This window comes from Streptomyces buecherae (assembly GCF_014295035.1).
Lineage (GTDB): Bacteria > Actinomycetota > Actinomycetes > Streptomycetales > Streptomycetaceae > Streptomyces > Streptomyces youssoufiensis.
The window spans coordinates 47,893-67,694 of record NZ_CP060404.1; the positions used below are offsets into that span (position 1 = coordinate 47,893).

At 72.7% G+C, this 19,802-nt stretch carries 19 protein-coding genes; 3 read left to right on the forward strand and 16 right to left on the reverse strand.

Features of this window, described 5'->3' with window-relative positions; translation table 11 throughout:
* Positions 1 to 60 precede the first annotated feature (60 nt).
* Entirely contained in the window at positions 61 to 849 is a 789-nt protein-coding gene (locus H7H31_RS00200) for an IclR family transcriptional regulator (protein ID WP_232109612.1), read from the reverse strand.
* A gap of 264 nt (positions 850 to 1,113) precedes the next feature.
* On the opposite strand from H7H31_RS00200, the gene H7H31_RS00205 reads away from it, so the two are divergent.
* The gene (locus H7H31_RS00205; RefSeq protein WP_187061520.1) at positions 1,114 to 1,686 is read left to right on the forward strand and encodes a MarR family winged helix-turn-helix transcriptional regulator; all 573 of its coding nucleotides are present in this window, start codon (positions 1,114 to 1,116) and stop codon (positions 1,684 to 1,686) included.
* A gap of 16 nt (positions 1,687 to 1,702) precedes the next feature.
* Here H7H31_RS00205 and H7H31_RS00210 read toward each other — a convergent pair whose 3' ends face one another.
* The 9 genes from H7H31_RS00210 to H7H31_RS00250 all read right to left on the reverse strand — a co-directional run bounded on the left by H7H31_RS00210 (position 1,703) and on the right by H7H31_RS00250 (position 10,494).
* The gene (locus tag H7H31_RS00210) at positions 1,703 to 2,452 is read right to left on the reverse strand and encodes a gamma-glutamyl-gamma-aminobutyrate hydrolase family protein (RefSeq protein WP_187061522.1); all 750 of its coding nucleotides are present in this window, start codon (positions 2,450 to 2,452) and stop codon (positions 1,703 to 1,705) included.
* A complete protein-coding gene (locus H7H31_RS00215; RefSeq protein ID WP_187061523.1) occupies positions 2,449 to 3,933 on the reverse strand; it encodes an aldehyde dehydrogenase in 1,485 nt (494 codons plus the stop codon). Before H7H31_RS00215 ends, H7H31_RS00210 begins: the two co-directional genes overlap by 4 nt.
* 336 nt (positions 3,934 to 4,269) lie before the next feature.
* Positions 4,270 to 4,896, reverse strand: a complete 627-nt coding sequence (locus H7H31_RS00220) for a TetR/AcrR family transcriptional regulator (RefSeq protein WP_187061524.1) — start codon at positions 4,894 to 4,896, stop codon at positions 4,270 to 4,272.
* A gap of 28 nt (positions 4,897 to 4,924) precedes the next feature.
* Positions 4,925 to 5,770, reverse strand: coding sequence for a fumarylacetoacetate hydrolase family protein (locus H7H31_RS00225; protein WP_187061525.1), 846 nt, complete (start codon positions 5,768 to 5,770; stop codon positions 4,925 to 4,927).
* Positions 5,771 to 5,784: 14 nt separating this feature from the next.
* Entirely contained in the window at positions 5,785 to 6,711 is a 927-nt protein-coding gene (locus H7H31_RS00230) for a 3,4-dihydroxyphenylacetate 2,3-dioxygenase (protein ID WP_187061526.1), read from the reverse strand.
* Positions 6,704 to 8,167, reverse strand: coding sequence for an aldehyde dehydrogenase (locus tag H7H31_RS00235; protein ID WP_187061527.1), 1,464 nt, complete (start codon positions 8,165 to 8,167; stop codon positions 6,704 to 6,706). Before H7H31_RS00235 ends, H7H31_RS00230 begins: the two co-directional genes overlap by 8 nt.
* Before the next feature lie 46 nt (positions 8,168 to 8,213).
* Positions 8,214 to 9,020: an acetoacetate decarboxylase family protein gene (locus H7H31_RS00240; RefSeq protein WP_187118201.1), complete on the reverse strand. Its 807-nt coding sequence runs from the start codon at positions 9,018 to 9,020 to the stop codon at positions 8,214 to 8,216.
* Between the two features lie 22 nt (positions 9,021 to 9,042).
* Positions 9,043 to 10,302, reverse strand: a complete 1,260-nt coding sequence (locus tag H7H31_RS00245; protein WP_187059703.1) for an NAD(P)/FAD-dependent oxidoreductase — start codon at positions 10,300 to 10,302, stop codon at positions 9,043 to 9,045.
* Between the two features lie 3 nt (positions 10,303 to 10,305).
* Entirely contained in the window at positions 10,306 to 10,494 is a 189-nt protein-coding gene (locus tag H7H31_RS00250) for a ferredoxin (protein ID WP_187059704.1), read from the reverse strand.
* A gap of 354 nt (positions 10,495 to 10,848) precedes the next feature.
* Between H7H31_RS00250 and H7H31_RS00255 the strand changes: the two genes are divergently transcribed.
* Together H7H31_RS00255 and H7H31_RS00260 are read left to right on the forward strand one after the other, a co-directional pair.
* Complete coding sequence (locus H7H31_RS00255) at positions 10,849 to 12,204, forward strand: glutamine synthetase family protein (RefSeq protein ID WP_187062740.1); 1,356 nt, start codon at positions 10,849 to 10,851, stop codon at positions 12,202 to 12,204.
* Between the two features lie 19 nt (positions 12,205 to 12,223).
* Complete coding sequence (locus H7H31_RS00260) at positions 12,224 to 13,522, forward strand: cytochrome P450 (protein WP_187062741.1); 1,299 nt, start codon at positions 12,224 to 12,226, stop codon at positions 13,520 to 13,522.
* Between the two features lie 74 nt (positions 13,523 to 13,596).
* Here the strand turns inward: H7H31_RS00260 and H7H31_RS00265 are convergent, their stop codons facing one another.
* Genes H7H31_RS00265 through H7H31_RS00290 form a run of 6 tightly spaced genes read right to left on the reverse strand, consistent with a single transcriptional unit; the run spans position 13,597 to position 19,782 of the window.
* On the reverse strand, positions 13,597 to 14,040 hold the full coding sequence (locus tag H7H31_RS00265) for a nuclear transport factor 2 family protein (RefSeq protein ID WP_187062742.1): 444 nt from the start codon (positions 14,038 to 14,040) through the stop codon (positions 13,597 to 13,599).
* Between the two features lie 51 nt (positions 14,041 to 14,091).
* Positions 14,092 to 15,540 (reverse strand): aldehyde dehydrogenase family protein, encoded by a 1,449-nt coding sequence (locus H7H31_RS00270; RefSeq protein ID WP_187062743.1) that lies wholly within the window; start codon positions 15,538 to 15,540, stop codon positions 14,092 to 14,094.
* A gap of 57 nt (positions 15,541 to 15,597) precedes the next feature.
* Entirely contained in the window at positions 15,598 to 16,188 is a 591-nt protein-coding gene (locus H7H31_RS00275; RefSeq protein ID WP_176165725.1) for a TetR/AcrR family transcriptional regulator, read from the reverse strand.
* 8 nt (positions 16,189 to 16,196) lie between these two features.
* Positions 16,197 to 17,051 (reverse strand): ATP-binding cassette domain-containing protein, encoded by an 855-nt coding sequence (locus H7H31_RS00280; protein ID WP_187062744.1) that lies wholly within the window; start codon positions 17,049 to 17,051, stop codon positions 16,197 to 16,199.
* Complete coding sequence (locus H7H31_RS00285; protein ID WP_187062745.1) at positions 17,048 to 18,844, reverse strand: dipeptide/oligopeptide/nickel ABC transporter permease/ATP-binding protein; 1,797 nt, start codon at positions 18,842 to 18,844, stop codon at positions 17,048 to 17,050. Before H7H31_RS00285 ends, H7H31_RS00280 begins: the two co-directional genes overlap by 4 nt.
* On the reverse strand, positions 18,841 to 19,782 hold the full coding sequence (locus H7H31_RS00290) for an ABC transporter permease (RefSeq protein WP_187062746.1): 942 nt from the start codon (positions 19,780 to 19,782) through the stop codon (positions 18,841 to 18,843). Before H7H31_RS00290 ends, H7H31_RS00285 begins: the two co-directional genes overlap by 4 nt.
* Between the last annotated feature and the right edge of the window lie 20 nt (positions 19,783 to 19,802).

Genomic DNA, 19,802 nt, shown 5'->3' on the forward strand with positions numbered 1-19,802 from the left:
CGGGCGGGGCCCGGCGCGACCGGGCCGGCGCGTGGCCCAGGCGGGCCCGGGCGGGTGCCGCTAGAGCTCGGCGCCGATGGCCTCGGCCGCCGTGTGGAGCAGGGGGGCCAGGTCGGCGGCGCGGGTGGCGCCGAGGCGGGTGCTGGGGGCGGAGATCGTCACGGCGGCCACGCAGACGCCGTCCCGGTCCCGTACGCCCACGCCGATGCCGTGCACGTCGGTCACGCTCTCGTCGATGTTGAGCGCGTAGCCCCTGCCGCGGCACGCGGCGAGGTCCTGTTCCAGCGCCGCCAGGTCGCGCACCGTCGTGGGGGTGAGCTGTTCCAGGCCCTGGGCGTAGGTCATGCGCACCGTCTCCCAGGGCAACTCCGCCAACTGCGCCTTGCCGCCGGCGGTGGTGTACGCGGGGAGCCGGTCTCCCGTCCGGGGGGCCACCCGCAGCGGGTGCGGGCCCTCGACGCCGTCCAGGAAGACCGCGTCGGGGCCGTCGAGTTGGAGCAGGTTGCTGGTCTCGGCCGCCGCGTCGCGCAGCCGCTCCAGGTGGGGGCGGGCGATGCGGACGAGTTCGCGGGTGCCGATGCGTCTGCGCGATTCCACCGCGGCCCGGCCGTGGGCCAGGCCGAGAAGTACGGGCCCGAGGCGGTACTGCCGACCGTCGGGAACCTGTTCGACGAAGCCGTGGCCGCGCAGCGTGGACAGCAGTCGGTGCGCGGTCGAACGGGCCACTCCGAGGTGCTCGCTCACGTCCGTCACCCGGACGGTGTCCCGGCCTCCCAGGTAGACCAGGGTGCGCAGCGCGTTCGCGACCGAGCTCGCGCCGTAGACATCGTCATCCATCGCATTCGACATAGCGGAAAGCTTAGGCGTCGATGTTCTGGAATGCAGAAGTCCTCTTGTGTGCCGTGGTCCGGTCGCCCCGGCACGCCGTGGCGGACCGCCGGCGGGGCCGGGTGGTGTCCCGTCGCCGTGGTCGCCGGCCCGCGGGGCCGGTGAGCTGGGGTCATTCGGGCGCCAGGACCGGTGAAACGGGGCCCCGCCCGTACAATCTGGTCCCGAACGACCGGAGGGGCCGTCGGGCCGTCCGGGTCCGTACCGGCGACATTGGGAGCACTCTTGCCCGGCCAGCGGTCCATCACAGAAGCGGAGAAGCTCGCGGAGGCGAAGCTGGGTGGGATACCCATCCGGCGGGAGCAGATGGTGGCCGTGGCCAACATCCACCGGGCTGCCTCCACCGTGCGGCACCACCTGGAGAACTCCGTGCTGCGCAGCTCGGACCTGACGTGGACGGCGTTCGTCGTGCTGTGGGTGGTGTGGGTCGGTGGCGAGTCGGAGACCCGGCACGTCGCGGAGGAGGCCGGCATCTCGAAGGGGACGCTGACCGGTGTCGCCCGCACCCTGGAGTCGCGCGGGCTGTTGCGCCGCGCCGGCCACCCCACCGACGGCCGGCTCGTGTTGCTGTCCGTGACGGAGCAGGGTGAGGAGTTCATGCGGCGCGTCTTCCCCGAGTTCAACGAGGAGGAGGTGTTCGTGACGTCGCAGTTGAGCGAGGCCGAGTGCCGCACGCTCGCGGACGGGTTGCGGCGCGTGGTCCTCCAGGTGGAGCAGCACGGCGAGGAGCGCCGCAGGACACTGCTGAACGGGGCCGAGCCCGCGCCCCGGCGCAGCGGCCGACGCCCCAAGGGCTGAGCCGACCCCGCCTGGCTCAGCGGTACGCGGACGCGGCGCGCACGAGCGCGTCGAACAGGCGTTGCTGGGCCGGGTCGGTGCGGGCGGTGTCCTCGGGGTGCCACTGCACGGCCAGGAACCAGCCGCCTCCCCCGGTCGCCTCGACGGCCTCGATCGTGCTGTCGGCGGCGCGCGCGGTGGCGGTCAGGCCCTCGCCCAGCCGATCGACGTGCTGGTGGTGGAAGCAGGACGCGTCGACGGTGGTGGCCCCGGTGACGAGCGCGACGGCGGACCCCGGGGTGAGGGAAACGGGGTGACGCATGTGCCGGTGTTCTCGGCCCGGTCCCCCCATGTCCTGGTGGAGGGTGCCGCCCAACGCCGTGTTGACGACCTGCAGACCGCGACAGACGGCCAACAGCGGCAGGCCCAACTCCCTTGTCTGGCGGGCTGCTTCGAGGTCGAAGGCGTCCTGTTCGTGGTCCACGTCGTACACCGCCTCGTGTGCCTCGTCGGCTCCGTAGCGGTGCGGTGAGAGGTCGCCGCCGCCGGGGAGGAGCACGCCGTCGAAGCGGGTGAGGCGGGCGGCGGTCTCGGCCGGGTCGCAGACGCCGGCGGGAGCGTGCGGGTGGATGGTGGCGGGTTCGCCGCCCGCCCGCCACACCGCCTCGACCAGCGCCCGGGCGTTGACCTCGGCGGCGTAGCGCAGCGCGGAGGTGGTGGCGGCGAAGCGGGCCGGGACGGCGATCAGGGGCCGGTGAGCGCGGCGGCCGTCGCGGGCGCGGGTCACCACTGGATCCAGGTGGTCTTGAGTTCGGTGTACTTCTCCAGCGCGTGGGCGGACTTGTCGCGTCCGTTGCCGGACTGCTTCATGCCGCCGAAGGGCACCGTGAGGTCACCCTCCTCGTAGCAGTTGACCCAGACGGTGCCGGCGCGCAGGGCGCGCGAGACCTGGTGGGCCGTGGACAGGTTGGCGGTCCACACGCCGGCGGCCAGCCCGTAGTCGGTGGCGTTGGCCAGGGCCACCGCCTCGTCGAGGTCCTCGAAGGTGAAGACGGACAGCACGGGTCCGAAGACCTCGTCGCGCGCCAGTGCGGAGTCCGGGGCCACGCGGTCGAAGACGGTGGGTTGGAGGTAGGTGCCCCCGGTCTGGGTCAGGACGCGCTCGCCACCGGTACGCAGCCGGGCGCCGGTGTCGATGGCCGCGTGGACGTGGCCCAGCACCCGGTCCAGGTGGTCGCCGCTGACCAGCGGGCCCATCGCGGTGGCGGGGTCGAGCGGGTCGCCGACGCGCAGGGCGCGGGCCCGGTCGATGACGGCCTGGGTGACACGTTCGGCGATGGAGGAGTGGACGAGCAGCCGGGAGGGGGCGGTGCACATCTCACCCTGGTTGAAGAAGATGCCCCAGGCGGCGGTGGCCGCGGCCTGCTCGAGGTCAGGAGCGTCGGGGAGGATGATGTTGGGTGACTTGCCGCCCAGTTCGAGCCAGACGCGCTTGAGGTTGGAGTCGGCGGCGTAGCGCAGGAAGTGGCGGCCCACGGCGGTGGAGCCGGTGAAGGCGAGGACGTCGACGTCGGGGTGGAGGCCGAGGGCGCGTCCGGCGACCGGGCCGCTGCCGCCGACCACGTTCAGGACGCCGGGCGGCAGGCCGGCCGCGCTGGCCACCCTGGCAAGCCGCAGGGCGGACAGGGGTGAGTTCTCCGCAGGCTTGAGGACGACCGTGCAGCCGGCGGCGAGGGCCGGGGCGACCTTCCAGCCGGCGAGCGTGAGGGGGAAGTTCCACGGCACGACGGCCCCCACGACGCCGGCCGGCTCACGGGTGACGAGGGCGAGGGCGTCGGGGGCGGTGTGCGGGGACTCGTCGGTGAGCTTGTCGGCCAGTTGGCCGTACCAACGGAAGGTGTTGATCAGGGCGCGTAGTTCGATGTCGTACGCGTCGGTGATGGGCTTGCCCATCTCCAGGCTCACGGTGAGGGCGAGGTCAGCCCGCTCGGCCTCGATGAGGTCGGCGACGCGCGACAGGAGCCGGCCGCGTTCGGCCGGGGCGAGCCGTGGCCACGGGCCGCTGTCGAAGGCCCGGCGGGCGGCGGCGACGGCCAGGTCCACCTCGGCCGCTCCCCCGTCGGCCACGTCGGCCAGCGGCCGGCCGTCCCGCGGCGACACCACGGTGAACGTGCCGCCTCCCGCGTGCGGGGAGCCGTCGATGTGGTGCGTCCCTGGCAGGTCGAGCGTCTGCGCGCGGCGTATCCAGTCGTCGTGGGTGGCATCCACCGTGGGTCCTCGTTTCGTGGAGAGTGCGCGGGAAGGGGGCGGGCCGTGCGTCGGGAGGCTGATGGCTTGGGCGGGCGCCGGCTTGGGCGGACGGCAGGCCGGTGCGTACGGCGCGCGCCGGCCTGGCCTGTGGCGTGCGCGGGCGGGGCCGGGTGCCTGGGTGGTTCGGGTGTGGGTGGTACGGGTGTGGGTGGTACGGGTGTGGGTGGTACGGGTGTGGGTGGTACGGGTGTGGGTGGCGGTGTGGAGCGGGCCGGTGCGGCGGCGTCGGGTACAGGCACCCGGCCGGGTGGCCGGGGGACGCGTGGTGTGCAGGGTTGGCCGTGGCCGGGTGGGTCAGCCTTCGGCTGGCTGGTCGGTGTCCTCGTCGCTCAGCCTGGCCAGCAGCGCTCGAAGCTCCGTCAGCGCCTCTTCGGTGACCTCTCGCTCGCCGAAGACGAGTTGGTGGAGCACGAGCCCTTCGAGCGCGGCGAAGACCAGTCGAGACAGCCCCCGCTCCACCGGGCGGGCCAGGGCTCGGGAGAGTTCGCGCTGGGCGGCGTCGAAGTACTCCTCGTACAGGGCGCGCAACTGGGGCATCAGTTCCGGCCGTCGCCTGGCCTCCAGCAGCAGTTCGTACTGGAACGCCTGGACGTCCGGTCCCGAGGCCACCATCGCCCCGAGGTCGGCGGCGAAGTCCCGCGCCGTGCCGGTGCCGGTGTTGAGGGCGTTGACGCGGAGCGAGGAGCGGATGGCGTGGTTGACGGACTCCTCGATGAGCGCGTCGCGGGAGCCGAAGTGGTGGACGACGAGCCCGTGGGTGACGCCGGCCTCCTCGGCGACGGCCCGATACGTCAGCTTGCGCAGACCGCCGCGCGCCACCACGCGTACGGCCGCGTCCAGCAGGGCGGTCCGGCCCGTCCCGTAGTTCGTCACGCGCTTGCGGGAGCCGCACGCGTCGGCGGGTCGGACGGGGTCGCTCATGGCACCGACCCTACCGGCGGCCGGCCGGTCAGCGCCGCGGCGGCCTGATGCCACGGAACTCCCAGTCCCCGCCGAGCGCGGTGGAGCGCACCTCCTCGGACTCGGTCGGCTGGGCCCCCACGTCGGTGCGGACGGCCGTGGGGCCGGTGACGATGTGGTTGGTGAGGCAGCCGAGTCCCTCGACCTCCACCTCGACGACGTCGCCGGGACGCACCGGCCGGGAGTTGGCCGGGGTGCCGGAGAGCAGCACGTCGCCGGGGTACAGGGTGATGGTGCGGGCGATGTCGGCGACGAGGTAGTGCATGTCCCAGGTCATCTCGTCGGTGGAGCCGTCCTGGACGACCTGTCCGTTGACCCGGGTCCGCAGCCGCTTGTCGTGGAAGTCCCAGTCGGTGACCAGGCCGGGGCCGAGCGGGCACAGGGTGTCCGAACCCTTCACCCGCAGCATGGAGCCCGCGTCGGTGTCCCGGAAGTCGTGCAGGCCGTAGTCGTTGGCCACGGTGTAGCCGGCGATGTGGTCGCCGGCCTGCGCCGGAGCGATGTTGCGGGCGGTCTTCCCGATGACGATGGCGACCTCGCCCTCGTAGTTGAGCCAGGTGCAACCCTCGGGCCGGACGACCGCGCCCCGGTGGCTGTTGAGCGCCGAGGTGGGCTTGTGGAAGTACGTGGGGGTGTCGGGCAGGTCGAGTTGGAACTCCTCCACCCGGCTGCGGTGGTTGAGGTGGACCGCGATCACCTTGGAGGGGGTGACCGGCGGGAGGTGGTGGGCGTCCTCGACGCTGACGCGGCGGCCGTCGCCGGCGATCAGTTCGTCGCCGTCGCGGACGGCCTGCACGGCTGCGCCGTCGAGGAGGATGCGGCGGTACTCGGGCATGGCGGGGGGCCTTTCTAGGCGGGGCGGGGTGCGGCGGGCGAGGCGGGTTGGCCGGTGCCGGTCCAGCCGTCGGCGGGGCGGTCGAACCAGAGGTGCACCTGTCCGGTGCCCACCGAGTTCTCGTACTCGCCGTACTGGCGTCCCCTGGCGGTGCACGCCCGCTCGCCGAGGGCGCCGGCCATCATCAGGTAGTGGAAGAACTTCGCCTCCGGCTTGACCTGCCAGAACGCGTCCATGGTGTCGATGACCCGGTCGTGGCGGCCCTGACTGAGCCAGTCGATGCGCTCCAGGTCGGCCGCCCGCGCCCGCGGCGAGAAGATGTGTACCGGGTCGCTGGCCTCGTGGTCGCGTAGTTCGCGCAGCGGCCAGAAGGTGTGGGAGAGGGCGCCGGAGGCGATCAGCAGGACGCGTCGGCCCGGGGTCGCGGCGATGCCGTCGGCCACCGCGCGGCCGAGGCGCAGGTGGTCCTCCATGTCGCCGGTCTGGCACACGCCGATGGACAGCCAGCGCTTGTGGGGCAGCCTTTCGCCGAGGAACTTCCACAGGTTGATCGTGGCGTAGTAGATCGGCAGGTGCACGTCCTCGATCGGGGTGATCCAGGTGCCGTGCTTGTCGGCGAACGAGGCGACGTGGTGGGCGAGTTCGGGGTCACCGGGGAAGTCGTACGGCATCCGGCACATGCCGCGCGGCAGCTCCTCGGAGGTGAACAGGCCGGCCCGACGGTGCTGGGCGGCCACCACGAACTCGACGGTGGTGGCCCAGTGCGAGTCCAACACCAGGACGGTGTCGTAGTCGTCCCGCTCGAAGACGTCCCGGCGGAGCTGCTGGAGCCCGGTGACGAGGGTGACCTCCTTACCCTCGTTGAGTTCGAGTCGGGTCTCCCGGGGGAGCACGATGGTGGGCACATGGGCGAGCAGGCCCGCCCCGACGATCTCACCCATGGTCCTTCCAACCCTTCGGCGCGGTGACCGTGTTCTTGAGGTCGCAGTAGAAGTCGAAGCTCCAGGTGCCACCCTCGCGGCCAAGGCCGGAGTGGCGGGAGCCGCCGAAGGGTGCCTTGAGGTCGCGGACGAAGAAGCAGTTGACCCAGACGGTGCCGGCGACCAGGCGGGCGGTGACGCGTTCGGCGCGCTCGGGGTCGCCGGTGGCCAGCGTGGCGGCCAGGCCGAAGCGGGTGTCGTTGGCCAGGTGGACGGCCTCGTCCTCGCTGGTGAAGGTCTGCAGGGTCAGGACCGGGCCGAAGACCTCCTCCTGCACGATCTCGGAGTCCTGTCGCACGTCGGTCAGCAGCGTGGGCGCGTAGTACTGGCCCTCGCCCGGGTGCCCGCCGATGACGGCGCGGGCGCCGGCCGCCAGGGCCCGCCGTACGAAGCCGTCGATCTTGGCCACCTGGCGGGGGTGGATGGTGGGCCCGATGTCGGTGGACTCCTCCCGTGGGTCGCCCTGCCGCAACCGGGACGCCTTGGCGACGAAGCGGCGGGTGAACTCCTCGGCCACGGCCTCCTCCACCAGGAGGCGGGTGGCGGCCAGGCACACCTGGCCGGCGTTGTCGTACTGCTCGACGGCGAGATCGACGGCCAGGTCCAGGTCCGCGTCGGCGAAGACCAGCAGCGGTGACTTGCCGCCGAGTTCGAGGCTGAGCGGGGTGAGGTTCGCGGCTGCCGAGGCGGCGATGTGCTGGGCGGTGGGCACGGAGCCCGTGAAGCTGATGCGGCGCACGTCCGGGTGGCTGGTCAGGGCGTCGCCGACCTCCGAGCCGTAGCCCTGTACGACGTTGAGCACGCCCGCCGGCAGGCCGGCCTCGGCGGCGATGTCGGCGAGCAGCGAGGCGGTCAGCGGCGACCATTCGGCGGGCTTGAGCACGACCGTGTTGCCGGCGGCCAGGGCCGGGGCGACCTTCCAGGTCGCCAGCATCAGCGGCGCGTTCCAGGGGGTGATCAGCACGCACGGGCCCGCCGGGTCCCAGGTGACGTGGTTGGTGTGGCCTCGGGTGGCGAAGTCCTCGTGCTCCAGGGTGAGCAGCCAGTCCGCGAAGAAGCGGAAGTTGTGGGCGACGCGCGGCATGACGCCGCGCCGGTGGGAGCGCAGCAGCGCGCCGTTGTCCACGGTTTCGACGTTGGCCAACTCTTCGGTGCGCTTCTCCACGCCGTCGGCGACGGCGTGCAGGAGGCGGGCGCGTTCGGCGCGCGGGGTGGCGGCCCAGCCGGGGAAGGCGGCCTTGGCGGCGGCCACGGCCGCGCGGGCCTCGGCGGCGGTGCCCCGGGAGATCTCCCCGATGGGGGCGCCGTCGATGGGTGAGGCGTCGGTGAAGGTCCGCGGGGAGGCGACCCGCTGGCCGCCGATCCAGTGCCGGGTGTCGACGGCGACCCCGGCGACGGTGGTGCGGTGTTCGCTCATGGCCTGTGGCTCCTGACGGTCAGGGCGTGGGTGGGGCGGGGCGCGGTCACTGGGCGCCCGAGGTGTGGGATGCCAGGAGTCGGCCGCCGTCCCAGACCACCCCGACCTGCTGGTAGTAGGCGGCGATCGGCTCGTGGATCTCCAGGCGGGCCAGTTCCTCCGTGGGCGCGTCGAACAGTTCCAGCTCGGCCTCCCCCACCCAGGGCTGCCCGCCCTCGACGGCGGCGGCGCCGGACTCGACCAACTCGTCCAGGGCCAGGCCGCCGCCCTTCTCGATGGAGGGCAGCCAGCGGTGGTGGGCCATGGGGTGGCCGTTGACGAACCCGTTCGTCGGGGAGGGTTCGCGCAGGGTGACGACGGCCTGGGCCAGGCGCCGGTCCGCGGCGGCCAGGGTGGCGCCGAACCGGGCGCCGGCCTCGATCCGCGGGGCGGGCCCGTAGGGGTGGGGGCGGGTCTGGTGGATGGAGCCGAGCTTCTTCGGGTAACCCTGGTGCAGCCCCCGGGCGATGGCGAAGTCCTTGTCGACCCAGATGTAGACGCAGCGGGTGTAGGTCCGCTCGCCGTACTTGCAGCGGACGACGGCGAACGCCTCCTTGTACTGGGCGAGCACCGGGTCGAGCAACTCCCGCCCCGAGGCGGCGCAGGACTGCCAGTCGGCCCAGATCAGCGCCACCGCGCCGGGGTCCTCGTCGGCGAGCTCCAGCGGCTGGGGCAGCAGTTCGCGCACCCGGGCGGGGTCGGTGCGGTACTCGACGGTCAGCAGGTCGCCCGAGTAGCGCCACGGCGGCGGGGGGATCAGCGACGCGTCGCCCGTCGCGGTCTTGGGGTGGAAGTATCCACGCACCCTGGTCACGGTCACTTGGCTCTCCATGGGGCTAGGTGGTCGGGGACTGCTGGAGGAGGTCGGCGCGGTGCCGGGCGGCGGCCGCCACGGCCGCCCGGCCCCCGAGGGCGACCACGCCGACCAGGCGGCCCTCGCGGTGGTAGCCGACGACGACGTCCGCGCCGGGCTCGCCGTACAGGACCCTGGCGTCCGCCGTGCCGAGGGCCGGGGCGCCGAAGGACTGCAACCGGAAGTCGTGCTGGTCGCTCCAGAAGGTCGGCAGCGGCGCGAAGGGCGCCAGCTCGCCGCCGACGCCCGCCCCGAAGTCGGCTCCGGTTCCGGCTTTGGTGTCGGCTCCGGCTCCGGCTCCGGCGAGGTGGGCGGTGAGCACCCTGGCGGCGTGCTTGGCGGTGTCGGTGGGGATCGACCAGTGCTCGACGCGGCGGGGCACGCCGTCGTAACGCAGGCCGGGGAAGCGGGCGACGTCGCCGACGGCGACCACGTCGGGTCGCCCGCCGACGCGCAGGTGGGCGTCGGTGAGTACGCCGTCGGTCAGGTCGAGCCCGTTGCCGGCCAGCCACTCGGTGTTGGCGAGCGAGCCCACCGACTCCACCACCACGTCCGCGGCCAGCGTCCGGCCGTCGTCCAGGCGTACGCCGGTGACGCGGTCTCGGCCGGCGAAGCCGGTCACGTGTCTGCCGAGGGCGAAGCGCACGCCGCGCCGTTCGTGGCGGACGCGTAGCTCCGTAGCGAGCGACTCACCCAGGGGGCCGAGCAGGGGCAGTGGCAGCGGGTCGACGACCGTGACGTCGGCCGCGCCGAGCGCGCTGACGGTGGCGGCAACCTCGCAGCCGATGAAGCCGGCCCCCACCACGACGACGCGCGCGCCCGGCTCGGCCAGTGCGGCGCGCAGCCGCCGCGCGTCGCCGAGGGTGCGCAGGGTGTGTCGGCCGACCGAGGGACCGGGGCAGGTCAGCCGGCGTGGGCGCGTGCCGGTCGCGATGACCAGCGCGCGGTAGGGCAGGGTGCGGCCGTCGACCAGGTCGACGGTGCGGCGGTCGAGGTCGGCTCGGACGGCCCGAGTGCCCAGCAGCCAGGTCGCGTCGGCCACGCTGGGGCGCGGTCGCAGGGTGAGGGAGGCCGAGGACGCCGTGCCGGCGAGGAACGCCTTGGACAACGGCGGTCGGTTGTACGGCGGGTGGGGCTCGTCCCCGACGAGGGTGATCGGCCCCTCCCAACCCGCGGCGCGCAGTTGCTCGGCGGCGCGCAGGCCGGCCAGGGACGCACCGACCACGACGATGGGGGCGCGCACGGCTCAGTGCTCGATCCGGATGGCCTGCAGCGGGCACACGTCGGCCGCCTCCTCCACCGCGTCGCTCAGGGCGTCGTCGGGGTTGGACAGGTGGGTCAGGCGCCCGGCGTCATCGAAGCGGAAGACCTCGGGCGCGGCGAAGACGCACTGGCCGTGGTCCTGGCACTTGCTCATGTCGACGACGACCTTCATGGCCAGTCCTCCTGTACGGGTACGTGAGGGGGCGTCGGAGGGGAGATGAGGGGCCCGACCGCGGAGGTCGGGCCCCAGCCAGCGGGACGGCGGGCACCGTAACTCGTTTGGCTTCAAACAAGATAGGAAGCGGCCACCCCGGGGTCAAGAGCTATCCGGATGGATAAATTTCTGCCGCCAACCCCTTGCCGGCGGCCGGCGGCCTACCGTTTGATGTCAAACAACAGCGCCTCCCGCGCACCGCGGTACGAGGCACGGCCCCTGGCATCCCCCTCCCCCCGGCCCACTCCCCCGGCCCTTCCCCGCGCGCCCCGCGGCGCTGGGAGGCGCCCCCCTTCCCCAGAGGAGACACCGGTGAGCGCATCCGACACCTCACCCGTCCACCGGCGCATGGAGCAGTTGGCCGCCGCCGGCATCGACGTGGTCCGGGTGACCTATCCCGACCTCATCGGCACCGAACGGGCCCGGGACGTCCTCCTGGACCACCTCCCCTCGGCCTGCGACCACGGCCTGGCCTTCTGCCGCGCCGTCTACCACACCAGCCCACAGGGGGACACGGTCGACGTCGCCGGCGGCCTCGACGCCGGCCTGCCGGACATCCGCGTCACCCCCGACCTGGACACCCTGACGGCGCTGCCCTGGGAACCCGGGGTCGCCACCTGCCTGGGCAACGTCACCGACCCGGCCACCGGGCTGCCCGCGCCGGAGTCACCGCGCGACCTGCTGCGCGCCGTCCTCGACCGGTGCGCCGAACACGGCCTGCGGCCCGTGGTGGGACCGGAGTTGGAGTACTTCCTGTGCGACGAGGCGCCCGACCGGCCACAGGGTTGGCGCCGCTACAGCGACGCCGACGGCGTCGTCTACACGGCCGGGCTGCGCGCGGACCGGGACAACCACCTGCTGCGCACCCTGCGCCTGCTGCGCGACCTGGACATCGGCGTCAGCGGCGGCAACCACGAGTACGACGGCTCCCAGTTCGAGATCAACCTGACCCACGGCGACGCCGCGCGCGCCGCCGACCGCGCCTTCCGCTTCAAGTCCGCGATCAAGGAGCTGGCCCGCAAGGAGGGTCGCCTGGCCACCTTCATGGCCAAGCCCTTCAACGACGCCGGCGGCTCCGGCTTCCACCTCCACCTGTCCTGCGTGGACGCGGAGGGCGCGAACGTCTTCGCGGACCCCGCCGCACCGTACGGCCTCTCGGCCACCGCCCGGCACGCGCTGGCGGGCGTCCTCGCGCACGCGCCGGCGCTCAGCGCCCTGGCCAACCCGACCGTCAACTCCTACAAGCGGATCGGGCCCGACACCCTGGCGCCCTGGCTGATCGACTGGGGCCTGGACAACCGCAGCGCCATGGTGCGCGTCCCACCCGAGCGCGGCGCCGGTTCCCGCCTCGAACTGCGCCTCGGCGACGCGAGCGCCAACCCGTACCTCCTGATCGCCGCCACCCTGGCCGCGGCCCTGCTCGGCATCCTGGCCCGCGAGGAGCCGCCGGCCCCGCTGGAGGGTTACGGCTACGACGCCGCGCGGGCCGAGCCACTACCGGCCACCCTGTCCGCCGCCCTCGACGCGCTGGAGGCGGACACCGCGCTGACCGAGACGCTGGGCAAGGACTTCACCGCGTCCTACCTCGCCTACAAGCGCGACGAGGTCACCCGCTTCCAGCGGCACGTCACCGACTGGGAGTTCACCGAGTACGCCTACCACCTGTGACACCGAGGAGGCGACAGCCATGAGCCGCGTGCCACCCCCGCCCGCCACCACCGACGCCGCGCGCGAACCGATGCCCCTGGCCGAGGTGAACCTCGCCGACCTGGACCGGTTCACCGATGGCGTCACACCCTGGCGGATGTTCCACACCCTGCGCCACCAGGACCCTGTCCACTGGCAGCCCGAGGACGCGCCGAACTCCGGCTTCTGGGCGGTGACCCGGCACGCCGACATCGCCCGCGTGGACCGCGACCCCGAGACGTTCACCTCCTCCAGGTTCGTCAACCTGGAGGAGGTCGACGACGACCAGATCAGGCGGCGCGCCTCGCTGCTCGAACTCGACGGCCTGCGTCACCGGGCCCTGCGCGGGTTGCTCCAGCGCCAGTTCGGCGCGCGCGTCATCAGCGGCTACGCCGACTTCCTGCGCGGCCTGACCGCCACCACCCTGGACGCGGCCCTGGCCCGGGGCACCTTCGACTTCGTCGAGGAGGTGTCGGCTGACTTCCCCATCAACGTCCTCGCCCGCCTGCTCGACGTGCCGCCCGAGGACAACCAGCGGCTCATCGACTGGGGCAACCGCATCATCGGCCACACCGACCCGGACTACGCCGACGTCCTCCTGGACAGCGCGGAAAGCGAGCGGTACCGCGACCTCCCCTTCCGCTCCCCCGCGTCGCTCGAGGTCTTCGCCTACGGGAGGGAGTTGGCGCGGCAGCGACGCGGTGGCGCGGGCACCGACCTGGTCTCCCGGCTGGTCAACGAGGTGCCCCGGGACGGCGTGCCGCTGTCCGACCGGGACTTCGACAACTACTTCCTGCTGCTGGTCGTCGCCGGCAACGAGACCACCCGGCACACCATCAGCCACGCGATGCTGGCGCTCCTCCAGCACCCCGAGCAACTCGCCCGGCTGCGCGACGACCCCTCCCTCATCCCCACCGCGGTCGAGGAGTTCCTGCGCTGGGCCTCCCCCGTCTACCACTTCCGCCGCACCGCCACCCGCGACACCGAGCTGGGCGGCAAGCGCGTCCGGGCCGGCGAGAAGGTCGTCATGTGGTTCGCCTCCGGCAACCGCGACGAGGAGGTCTTCGGCGACCCGTACGCCTTCGACGTGGCCCGCCGGGACAACGACCACCTCACCTTCGGCAAGGGCGGCCCGCACCTGTGTCTGGGCAACCAGTTGGCCCGCACCGAGATCCGCATCCTGTTCGAGGAGCTCGTCCCGCGCCTCGCCGACGCGCGCCTGGCCGGCGACGTGCCGCGGGTGCGGTCCAACTTCGTCAACGGCATCAAGCGCCTGCCCGTGACGGTCACCCTGGCCTGAACCGGCGGCACGCGCGCGCATCGGCCCCGAGGCGTCGCCTCGGGGCCGATGCGCGTGCGCCGGTGGGGGCGTACTCAGTCAGCCGTCTGGTCGCCGGGCTCGACGCCGGCGCCCGCCGCCCCGGCCGTGTCGGAACGTTCCGGGTCGCGGCGGAAGAACGTCTTGCTGGCGATCAGCCACGCGCCGTCCTGGCGTACCAGCGAGAAGTGGTTGGTGAAGTCGTGGCCCTGGTAGCCGTACTCGTCGAGCACGGCCACCGCCACGTCGCCGCTGACCTCCACCGCGCGGATGCCGTACGTGTAGTCGCGGGACCACCTGGGGGCGTCCGCGTCGGCCGCGACGACCTCGCTGAACGCCTCGATCGGCGCGGAGACGAACTGCTCGCCGAGGTAGCCCCACATGTGCGCGTCCGCGCGGAAGGCGGCTCGCACGGCCTTCGGGTCGGCGGCGCGCACCGCCGACACGTACGCCTCCACCGCGGCCCGCACGTCGTCGTGGGCTGTCTTGCGCTGACTCATCTGACTCTCCTCATGGGGCTGACGGGTTGGCGGGATGGCGGGTTGGTGGGATCAGCCGTGGTGCATCCACACGCCCTTGGTCTCGGTGAACACGTCCAGCGCCTGGGAACCCATCTCCCGCCCCCACCCGCTGGCCCCGAAGCCGCCCCAGGGCGCCGCGGGGTCGGGGACCGGCGGCATGTTGACGAACACGGCGCCGGCGCGGATGTCCGCGGCGAGCCGGTGGGCCGTGGACAGGTCCCTGGTCCAGATCGCCGCCGCCAGCCCGTACCGGGTGTCGTTGGCCCGCGCCGCCAACTCGTCCTCGTCCTCGTAGCTGAGCACGGGCAGCACGGGGCCGAACACCTCCTGGCGGGCGATGGCCATCTCGTCGCGTACGCCGGCGAAGACGGTGGGCCGGTAGAAGTTGCCGCTCTCCAGGTCGCCGTCGGCGCGCGCCCCGCCGGTGACCAGTTCGGCTCCCTCGGCCACGCCCTCCTTGACCAGGGTGTCCACCCGTCGCAGGTGCTCGTCGCTCACCAGCGGTCCAAGATCGGTCTCCGGGGCCAGGCCGGGCCCCAGGCGCAGGGCGGCGACGGCCGCCGCGAGCTTCTCGGTGAACTCCTCGGCCCGGCGCCGGTCGACGTAGAAGCGCGCGTAGGCGGCGCAGACCTGTCCGCTGTTGAGCAGCGCGCCCTGGACGTTGCCCCGCACGGCGGCGTCGATGTCGGCGTCCCTGGCGATGATGCTGGGCGCCTTGCCGCCCAGTTCCAGGGTGACCCGCTTGAGGTCGTTGGCCGACGCCCGGACGATGCCCTGGCCCACCTCGGTGGAGCCGGTGAAGGAGACCTTGTCCACCCGGGGGTGCTCCACCAGGGCCCGGCCCGTCGCGGGGCCGCCGGTGAGCACGTTCACCACGCCCGGCGGGAAGCCGGCCTCCTCGCACAGCCGCGCCAGGTGCAGGCTGGACAGCGGCGTCTGCTCGGCCGGCTTGAGAATCACGGTGTTTCCGCAGGCCAGCGCGGGTGCCATCTTCCACGAGGCGATCATGAGCGGGAAGTTCCAGGGGGTGATCAGCGCGCACACCCCGACCGGCTCGCGCCGCGTGAAGTGCGTGGTGTCCGGGAAGGAGACCGGGCTGACCGCTCCCTCGATCTTGGTGACCCAGCCCGCGTAGTAGCGGAAGTGCTCCGCGGCCCCCGCGACGCTGACGGTACGGGCCACCCCCAGTGGCTGGCCCTGGTCGCGGGTCTCCAACTCCGCGAGCCGGGTCGCGTCGCGGTCGATCAACTCGGCGACCCGCCAGAGCAGTTTGGCGCGTTCGGCGGCGGGCAGCCTGGCCCACGCGGGGTCCGTCAGCGCCTGCCGCGCGGCCCCCACGGCGGCGTCCACGTCGGCCTCCGCCGCCTCGGCGCAGGTTCCGATGACCGATCCGGTGGCGGGGTCCAGGGTGGTGAACTCCGCCCCGTCGGCGGCGGCCGTCCACTCGCCCGCGATGAAGAGCCGGCCTCGCACGTCCATAGGAGATCCCTTTCTTGGCCTGGGGCGCGCTCCACGAGCGCTCCCGCGGGAGGTGGATCAGTCGGTGATGTTGCGCATCAGCCGGTCGACATGGGCGCGGTGTTCGGGGATCAGCTCGCCGCTGGGGAACATCAGGCAGGTGACGTTGGCCCCGATGGACATGCTGATGACCTCGCCGGCCAGCGCGGTCACGGTCGGCGCCTCGGGTGACTCGCCCCGGTCGCGCGCCTCGGCGATCCGCACCGCGAGCCGCCTGCGCCACTCCCTGAGGTGCTCGCGGTAGAGGGTGGCGAGTTCCTCGTTGGCCACCGAGTGCTCCCACAGGGAGAGCAGCACGCGGGCGGAGTCGATGCGGTACGTGTCCAGCGGCAGCGTCACCTCGATGTCGTGCCGCAGCGCCTCCTTCGGGTCGAGCGAGGGATCGCCGTCGTTGATCCGCTCGTTCATCTCCGCGAGCACGCTCTGGAACGTGGCGGCCACGATGCTGTCCTTGCTGGGGAAGTAGCGCTTGAGCGCACCGTTGGCGAATCCCGCCTCAGCGACGATGCTCCTCATGGTCGCGGCCTCGAAGCCGCCCTGGATGATGAGCTTCTTCGCGACGGCGACGATCTCTCGCCGGCGCTGATCGTGGTCGATAATCTTCGGCATAGTTGTCCCTACGGTACTGGCGATCCAGCCGCCGTACGAAGCCCGAGCCAGCTCCGCCGGCGCTCGGCCTGGCGGGCCGGATCGGCCACCGGGGAGGCCAGCAGCAGCCGCTGGGTGTAGGTGTGTCCGGGGTTGCGGGTGATCGTCTCGTTCGGTCCGGTCTCCACGCACTCTCCCTGGTACATCACCGAGACGCGGTGGCAGACGCGGCGCACCACGCCCAGGTCGTGCGAGACGAAGAGGTAGGAGACGCCGGTCTCGCGCTGGATGTCGATGAACAGGTCGATCACCGCGGCCTGGGTGGTCAGGTCGAGGGCGCTGACCGGTTCGTCGCAGACGATCAGGCGCGGCCGGCGCACCAGCGCGCGGGCGATGGCGATGCGCTGGCGCTGGCCGCCGGAGAACTCGCTGGGGTAGCGGGTCACGGTGTCGGCCGGCAGTCGGACGTGGTCGAGCATCTCGGCCACCGCGGTCCGCGCGGCGGCCCGGCTGGTGCCCGAGGCCGTGAGCGGTTCGGCGAGGATCTGTCCGACGGTCAGCGTCGGGTCCAGCGAGCCGTAGGGGTCCTGGAAGACGACCTGGAGGTCGGCGGCGAGCTTGCGCCGGGCGGCTCCCTTGGCGTGGGTGATGTCGCTGCCGGCGAACGTGATCCGGCCGGAGGTGACGTCGGCCAGGCCCAGGATGGCCTTGCCGAGGGTGGACTTGCCCGAGCCGCTCTCGCCGACCAACCCCACGCACTCGCCGGGCGCGATCGTCATGGAGACACCCTTGAGCGCGCGGAAGGTGGTGCGCCCGCGTCGGTAGTCCACGACCAGGTCGGCCACGTCGAGCAGCGGGGCGTCGCCGTTGGTGTCCGTGTTCATGCGCGCACCGTCCGTCCGGCCTTGTTCCAGGCCGCGTCCAGTTCGGCGCGGCTCTCGGTGTCGTCCTGCGAGGCTTTGATGAGCTCCGCGGTGTACGGGTCGCCGGGGTGGGCGAAGATCTGCTCGACCGCGCCGGTCTCGATGACCCGGCCGTCCTTCATGACGGCGACCCGGTCGCAGATGTCGGCGACCACGCCGAAGTTGTGGGTGACGATGACGAGCGCCATCCCGTACTCCCGCTGCAGCTCGCGCAGGAGTTCGAGCACCTCGGCCTGGACCGTGACGTCGAGCGCCGTGGTGGGTTCGTCGGCGACCAGCAGGCTGGGGTTGCCGGCGACGGCCCCCGCGATCAGGACGCGCTGGGCCATGCCGCCGGAGATCTGGTGCGGGTGGCAGGCCAGTACGCGGTCGGGGTCGGTGATGCCGACCCGCAGCAGCACCTCGCGGGCCCGCTCCCGGGCCTGTGCCCTGGTCAGCTTGTGTACCGCCCGCAGGGGTTCCATGAGTTGGTGGCCGACGGTGTAGCAGGGGTCGAGGTTGCTCATCGGCTCCTGGGGCACGTAGCCGATCCGGGTGCCGAGCAGTGCGTGTCGGCCGGCCCGTGACAGGTCGCCGACCGGCTGGCCACCGATCCAGATGCCGTCGGCCGTGGCCCGGCCGTCGGCGGGGAGCAGGTCGAGGGCGGAGAAGACGGTCTGCGACTTGCCGGAGCCCGACTCGCCGACGATGCCCAGCACCTCTCCGGGGGCGACGTCCAGGCAGACGCCGCGTACGACCCGCTTGTCGCCGTGTGGTGTGCGGTAGCTGACCCGGAGGTTGTCGATGCGCAGCGCGCTGGCCTCGACGGGGTGCACGAGTGCGCCGGTCCTGTCGGTGGCCTCCTCGGGCGCCTGCTCGGCGGAGCGCCGGCGGCGGGGTGCCGGCTCGCCGCGTACGCTCACCAGGTCGGCCAGGGTCGAGCCCATGAAGGCGAGGGCGGCGATCGTGATGCCCAGCGCCGCCGACGGCCACAGCAGGATGAGCGGGTGGGTCAGCATGGTGCGGAACCCGTCGTTCATCATCTGGCCCCAGTTGGCCTCCGACGCGGTGCCGATGCCGAGGAACTGCAGGCCGGTCTGCATGCCCATGGCGATGCCCGCGGTGAGGGCGGACTGGATGATCACCGGCGCGTGCACGGCCCGCAGCACGTGGGTGTGGAGGATCTTGACGTGGGTGAGCCCGGCGACGCGGGCGGCGTCGATGTAGGGCTCCTTGCGCACGGCCAGCGCCCTGGAGCGGGAGATGCGGTAGTAGCCCGGCGCCATGAACGCGCCGACCGTCACCATCAGCACCGTGAAGTCCGCTCCCGTGCCGGCGGCGACGATGAGCAGCACGATCATGCCGGGTACGGACTGCACGGCGTCGCTGATCCAGGAGAAGACCCGGTCGGTCAGGCCGCCGAAGTAGCCGGCCGCCACTCCGGCCGGCACCCCGAGCGCGATCCCCGTCAGACAGGCGACGGCCGCCCCGTACAGGGTCGTGCGCGCTCCGAACAGCAGTCGGCTGAGGATGTCGCGGCCGGCCGAGTCGCCGCCCATCCAGTGGCTGGAGTCGGGCGGTGCCTGGGTGAGGGCGAAGTCGACGAAGTTGGGGTCGTGCGGGGCGAGCAGCGGGGCCAGCAGCCCGGCGACGACCACCAGGAGGAAGACCGCCAGCGCGGCGACCCCGACGGGGCGGCGCAGGTACCGGGACCACAGTCCTCGCCCCGCCGGGGCGGGCGCGGTCCCCTCTGCGGGGGTTACGGCGTCGATCATTTCTCGCGCACCTTCGGGTTGACCCACCCGAGCACGAGGTCGAGTAGGAAGTTGACGAGGACGACGAACACGACCGTCACGACGGTCAGCCCGAGCAGGACCGGGATGTCGCCGATCTGGGAGGCCGACTGGGTGAGGCTGCCGATGCCCGGCAGGTTGAAGATGATCTCGACGACGATGGCGCCGCCGAGCAGTCCCACGAACATCACCGCGAGCACGGTGAGCGCCGCGGGCGAGGCGTTGCGCAGCACATGCACGGTCACGCGCCGGGCGGAGAGTCCGCGGGCCCGCAGCGTGCGGACGAAGTCCTGGTTGTTGACCTCCTGGAAGCCGTTGCGGAGCTGTTCGGCGATCATCACGATCGCGCCGAGCGCCAGGGCGATCGAGGGCAGGGTGATGGAGCGCAGCCACTGCGTGCCGGAGTGGGACAGCGGCACGTAGCCGACGGCGGGGAACCACTGGAGCTTGATCGCGAAGGCCATGACGAGCATGAGGCTCACCCAGAAGCCGGGGAGGGCGAACAGGACCACCGAGGCGAGCTTGAGGACGCGGGCCAGGACGCCGCCGGGGTTCAGCCCGGTGGCCACGCCGACGACGAGCCCGACGACGGCCGCGAGCAGCGTGGCGGCGACCACGATCGACAGGGTGACGGGCACGCGCAGTTCGATCTGGTCCGAGACGGGTTGGAAGTTGCGCCATGAGGTCCCGAAGTCGCCGCGCACCGCGTGCGAGAGCCAGTCCCAGAACTGCGTCATGAGCGGGCGGTCCAGGCCGAGTTGCTCCCGCAGCGCCGCCCGCTGGGCGGGGGTGGCACTGTCGCCGAGCAGGCCGGGGGTGGGATCGCCGATGGCCAGGTGGGCCAGGAAGAAGGAGGCGGACGTGACGACCACCAGGAGGACGGCCCCTGACAGCAGGCGCCGAAGCGTGAATCTGATCATGTGAAGACCCCTCTGGGGGC

Coding starts and splice junctions, on each gene's coding strand:
- H7H31_RS00260 (WP_187062741.1), top strand. CDS start 12,224: ATGAGCCGCGTGCCACCCCCGCCCGCCACCACCGACGCCGCGCGCGAA.
- H7H31_RS00220 (WP_187061524.1), bottom strand. CDS start 4,896: ATGAGCGACCCCGTCCGACCCGCCGACGCGTGCGGCTCCCGCAAGCGC.
- H7H31_RS00265 (WP_187062742.1), bottom strand. CDS start 14,040: ATGAGTCAGCGCAAGACAGCCCACGACGACGTGCGGGCCGCGGTGGAG.
- H7H31_RS00225 (WP_187061525.1), bottom strand. CDS start 5,770: ATGCCCGAGTACCGCCGCATCCTCCTCGACGGCGCAGCCGTGCAGGCC.
- H7H31_RS00280 (WP_187062744.1), bottom strand. CDS start 17,051: ATGAACACGGACACCAACGGCGACGCCCCGCTGCTCGACGTGGCCGAC.
- H7H31_RS00235 (WP_187061527.1), bottom strand. CDS start 8,167: ATGAGCGAACACCGCACCACCGTCGCCGGGGTCGCCGTCGACACCCGG.
- H7H31_RS00270 (WP_187062743.1), bottom strand. CDS start 15,540: ATGGACGTGCGAGGCCGGCTCTTCATCGCGGGCGAGTGGACGGCCGCC.
- H7H31_RS00250 (WP_187059704.1), bottom strand. CDS start 10,494: ATGAAGGTCGTCGTCGACATGAGCAAGTGCCAGGACCACGGCCAGTGC.
- H7H31_RS00230 (WP_187061526.1), bottom strand. CDS start 6,711: ATGGGTGAGATCGTCGGGGCGGGCCTGCTCGCCCATGTGCCCACCATC.
- H7H31_RS00200 (WP_232109612.1), bottom strand. CDS start 849: ATGTCGAATGCGATGGATGACGATGTCTACGGCGCGAGCTCGGTCGCG.
- H7H31_RS00285 (WP_187062745.1), bottom strand. CDS start 18,844: ATGATCGACGCCGTAACCCCCGCAGAGGGGACCGCGCCCGCCCCGGCG.
- H7H31_RS00290 (WP_187062746.1), bottom strand. CDS start 19,782: ATGATCAGATTCACGCTTCGGCGCCTGCTGTCAGGGGCCGTCCTCCTG.
- H7H31_RS00275 (WP_176165725.1), bottom strand. CDS start 16,188: ATGCCGAAGATTATCGACCACGATCAGCGCCGGCGAGAGATCGTCGCC.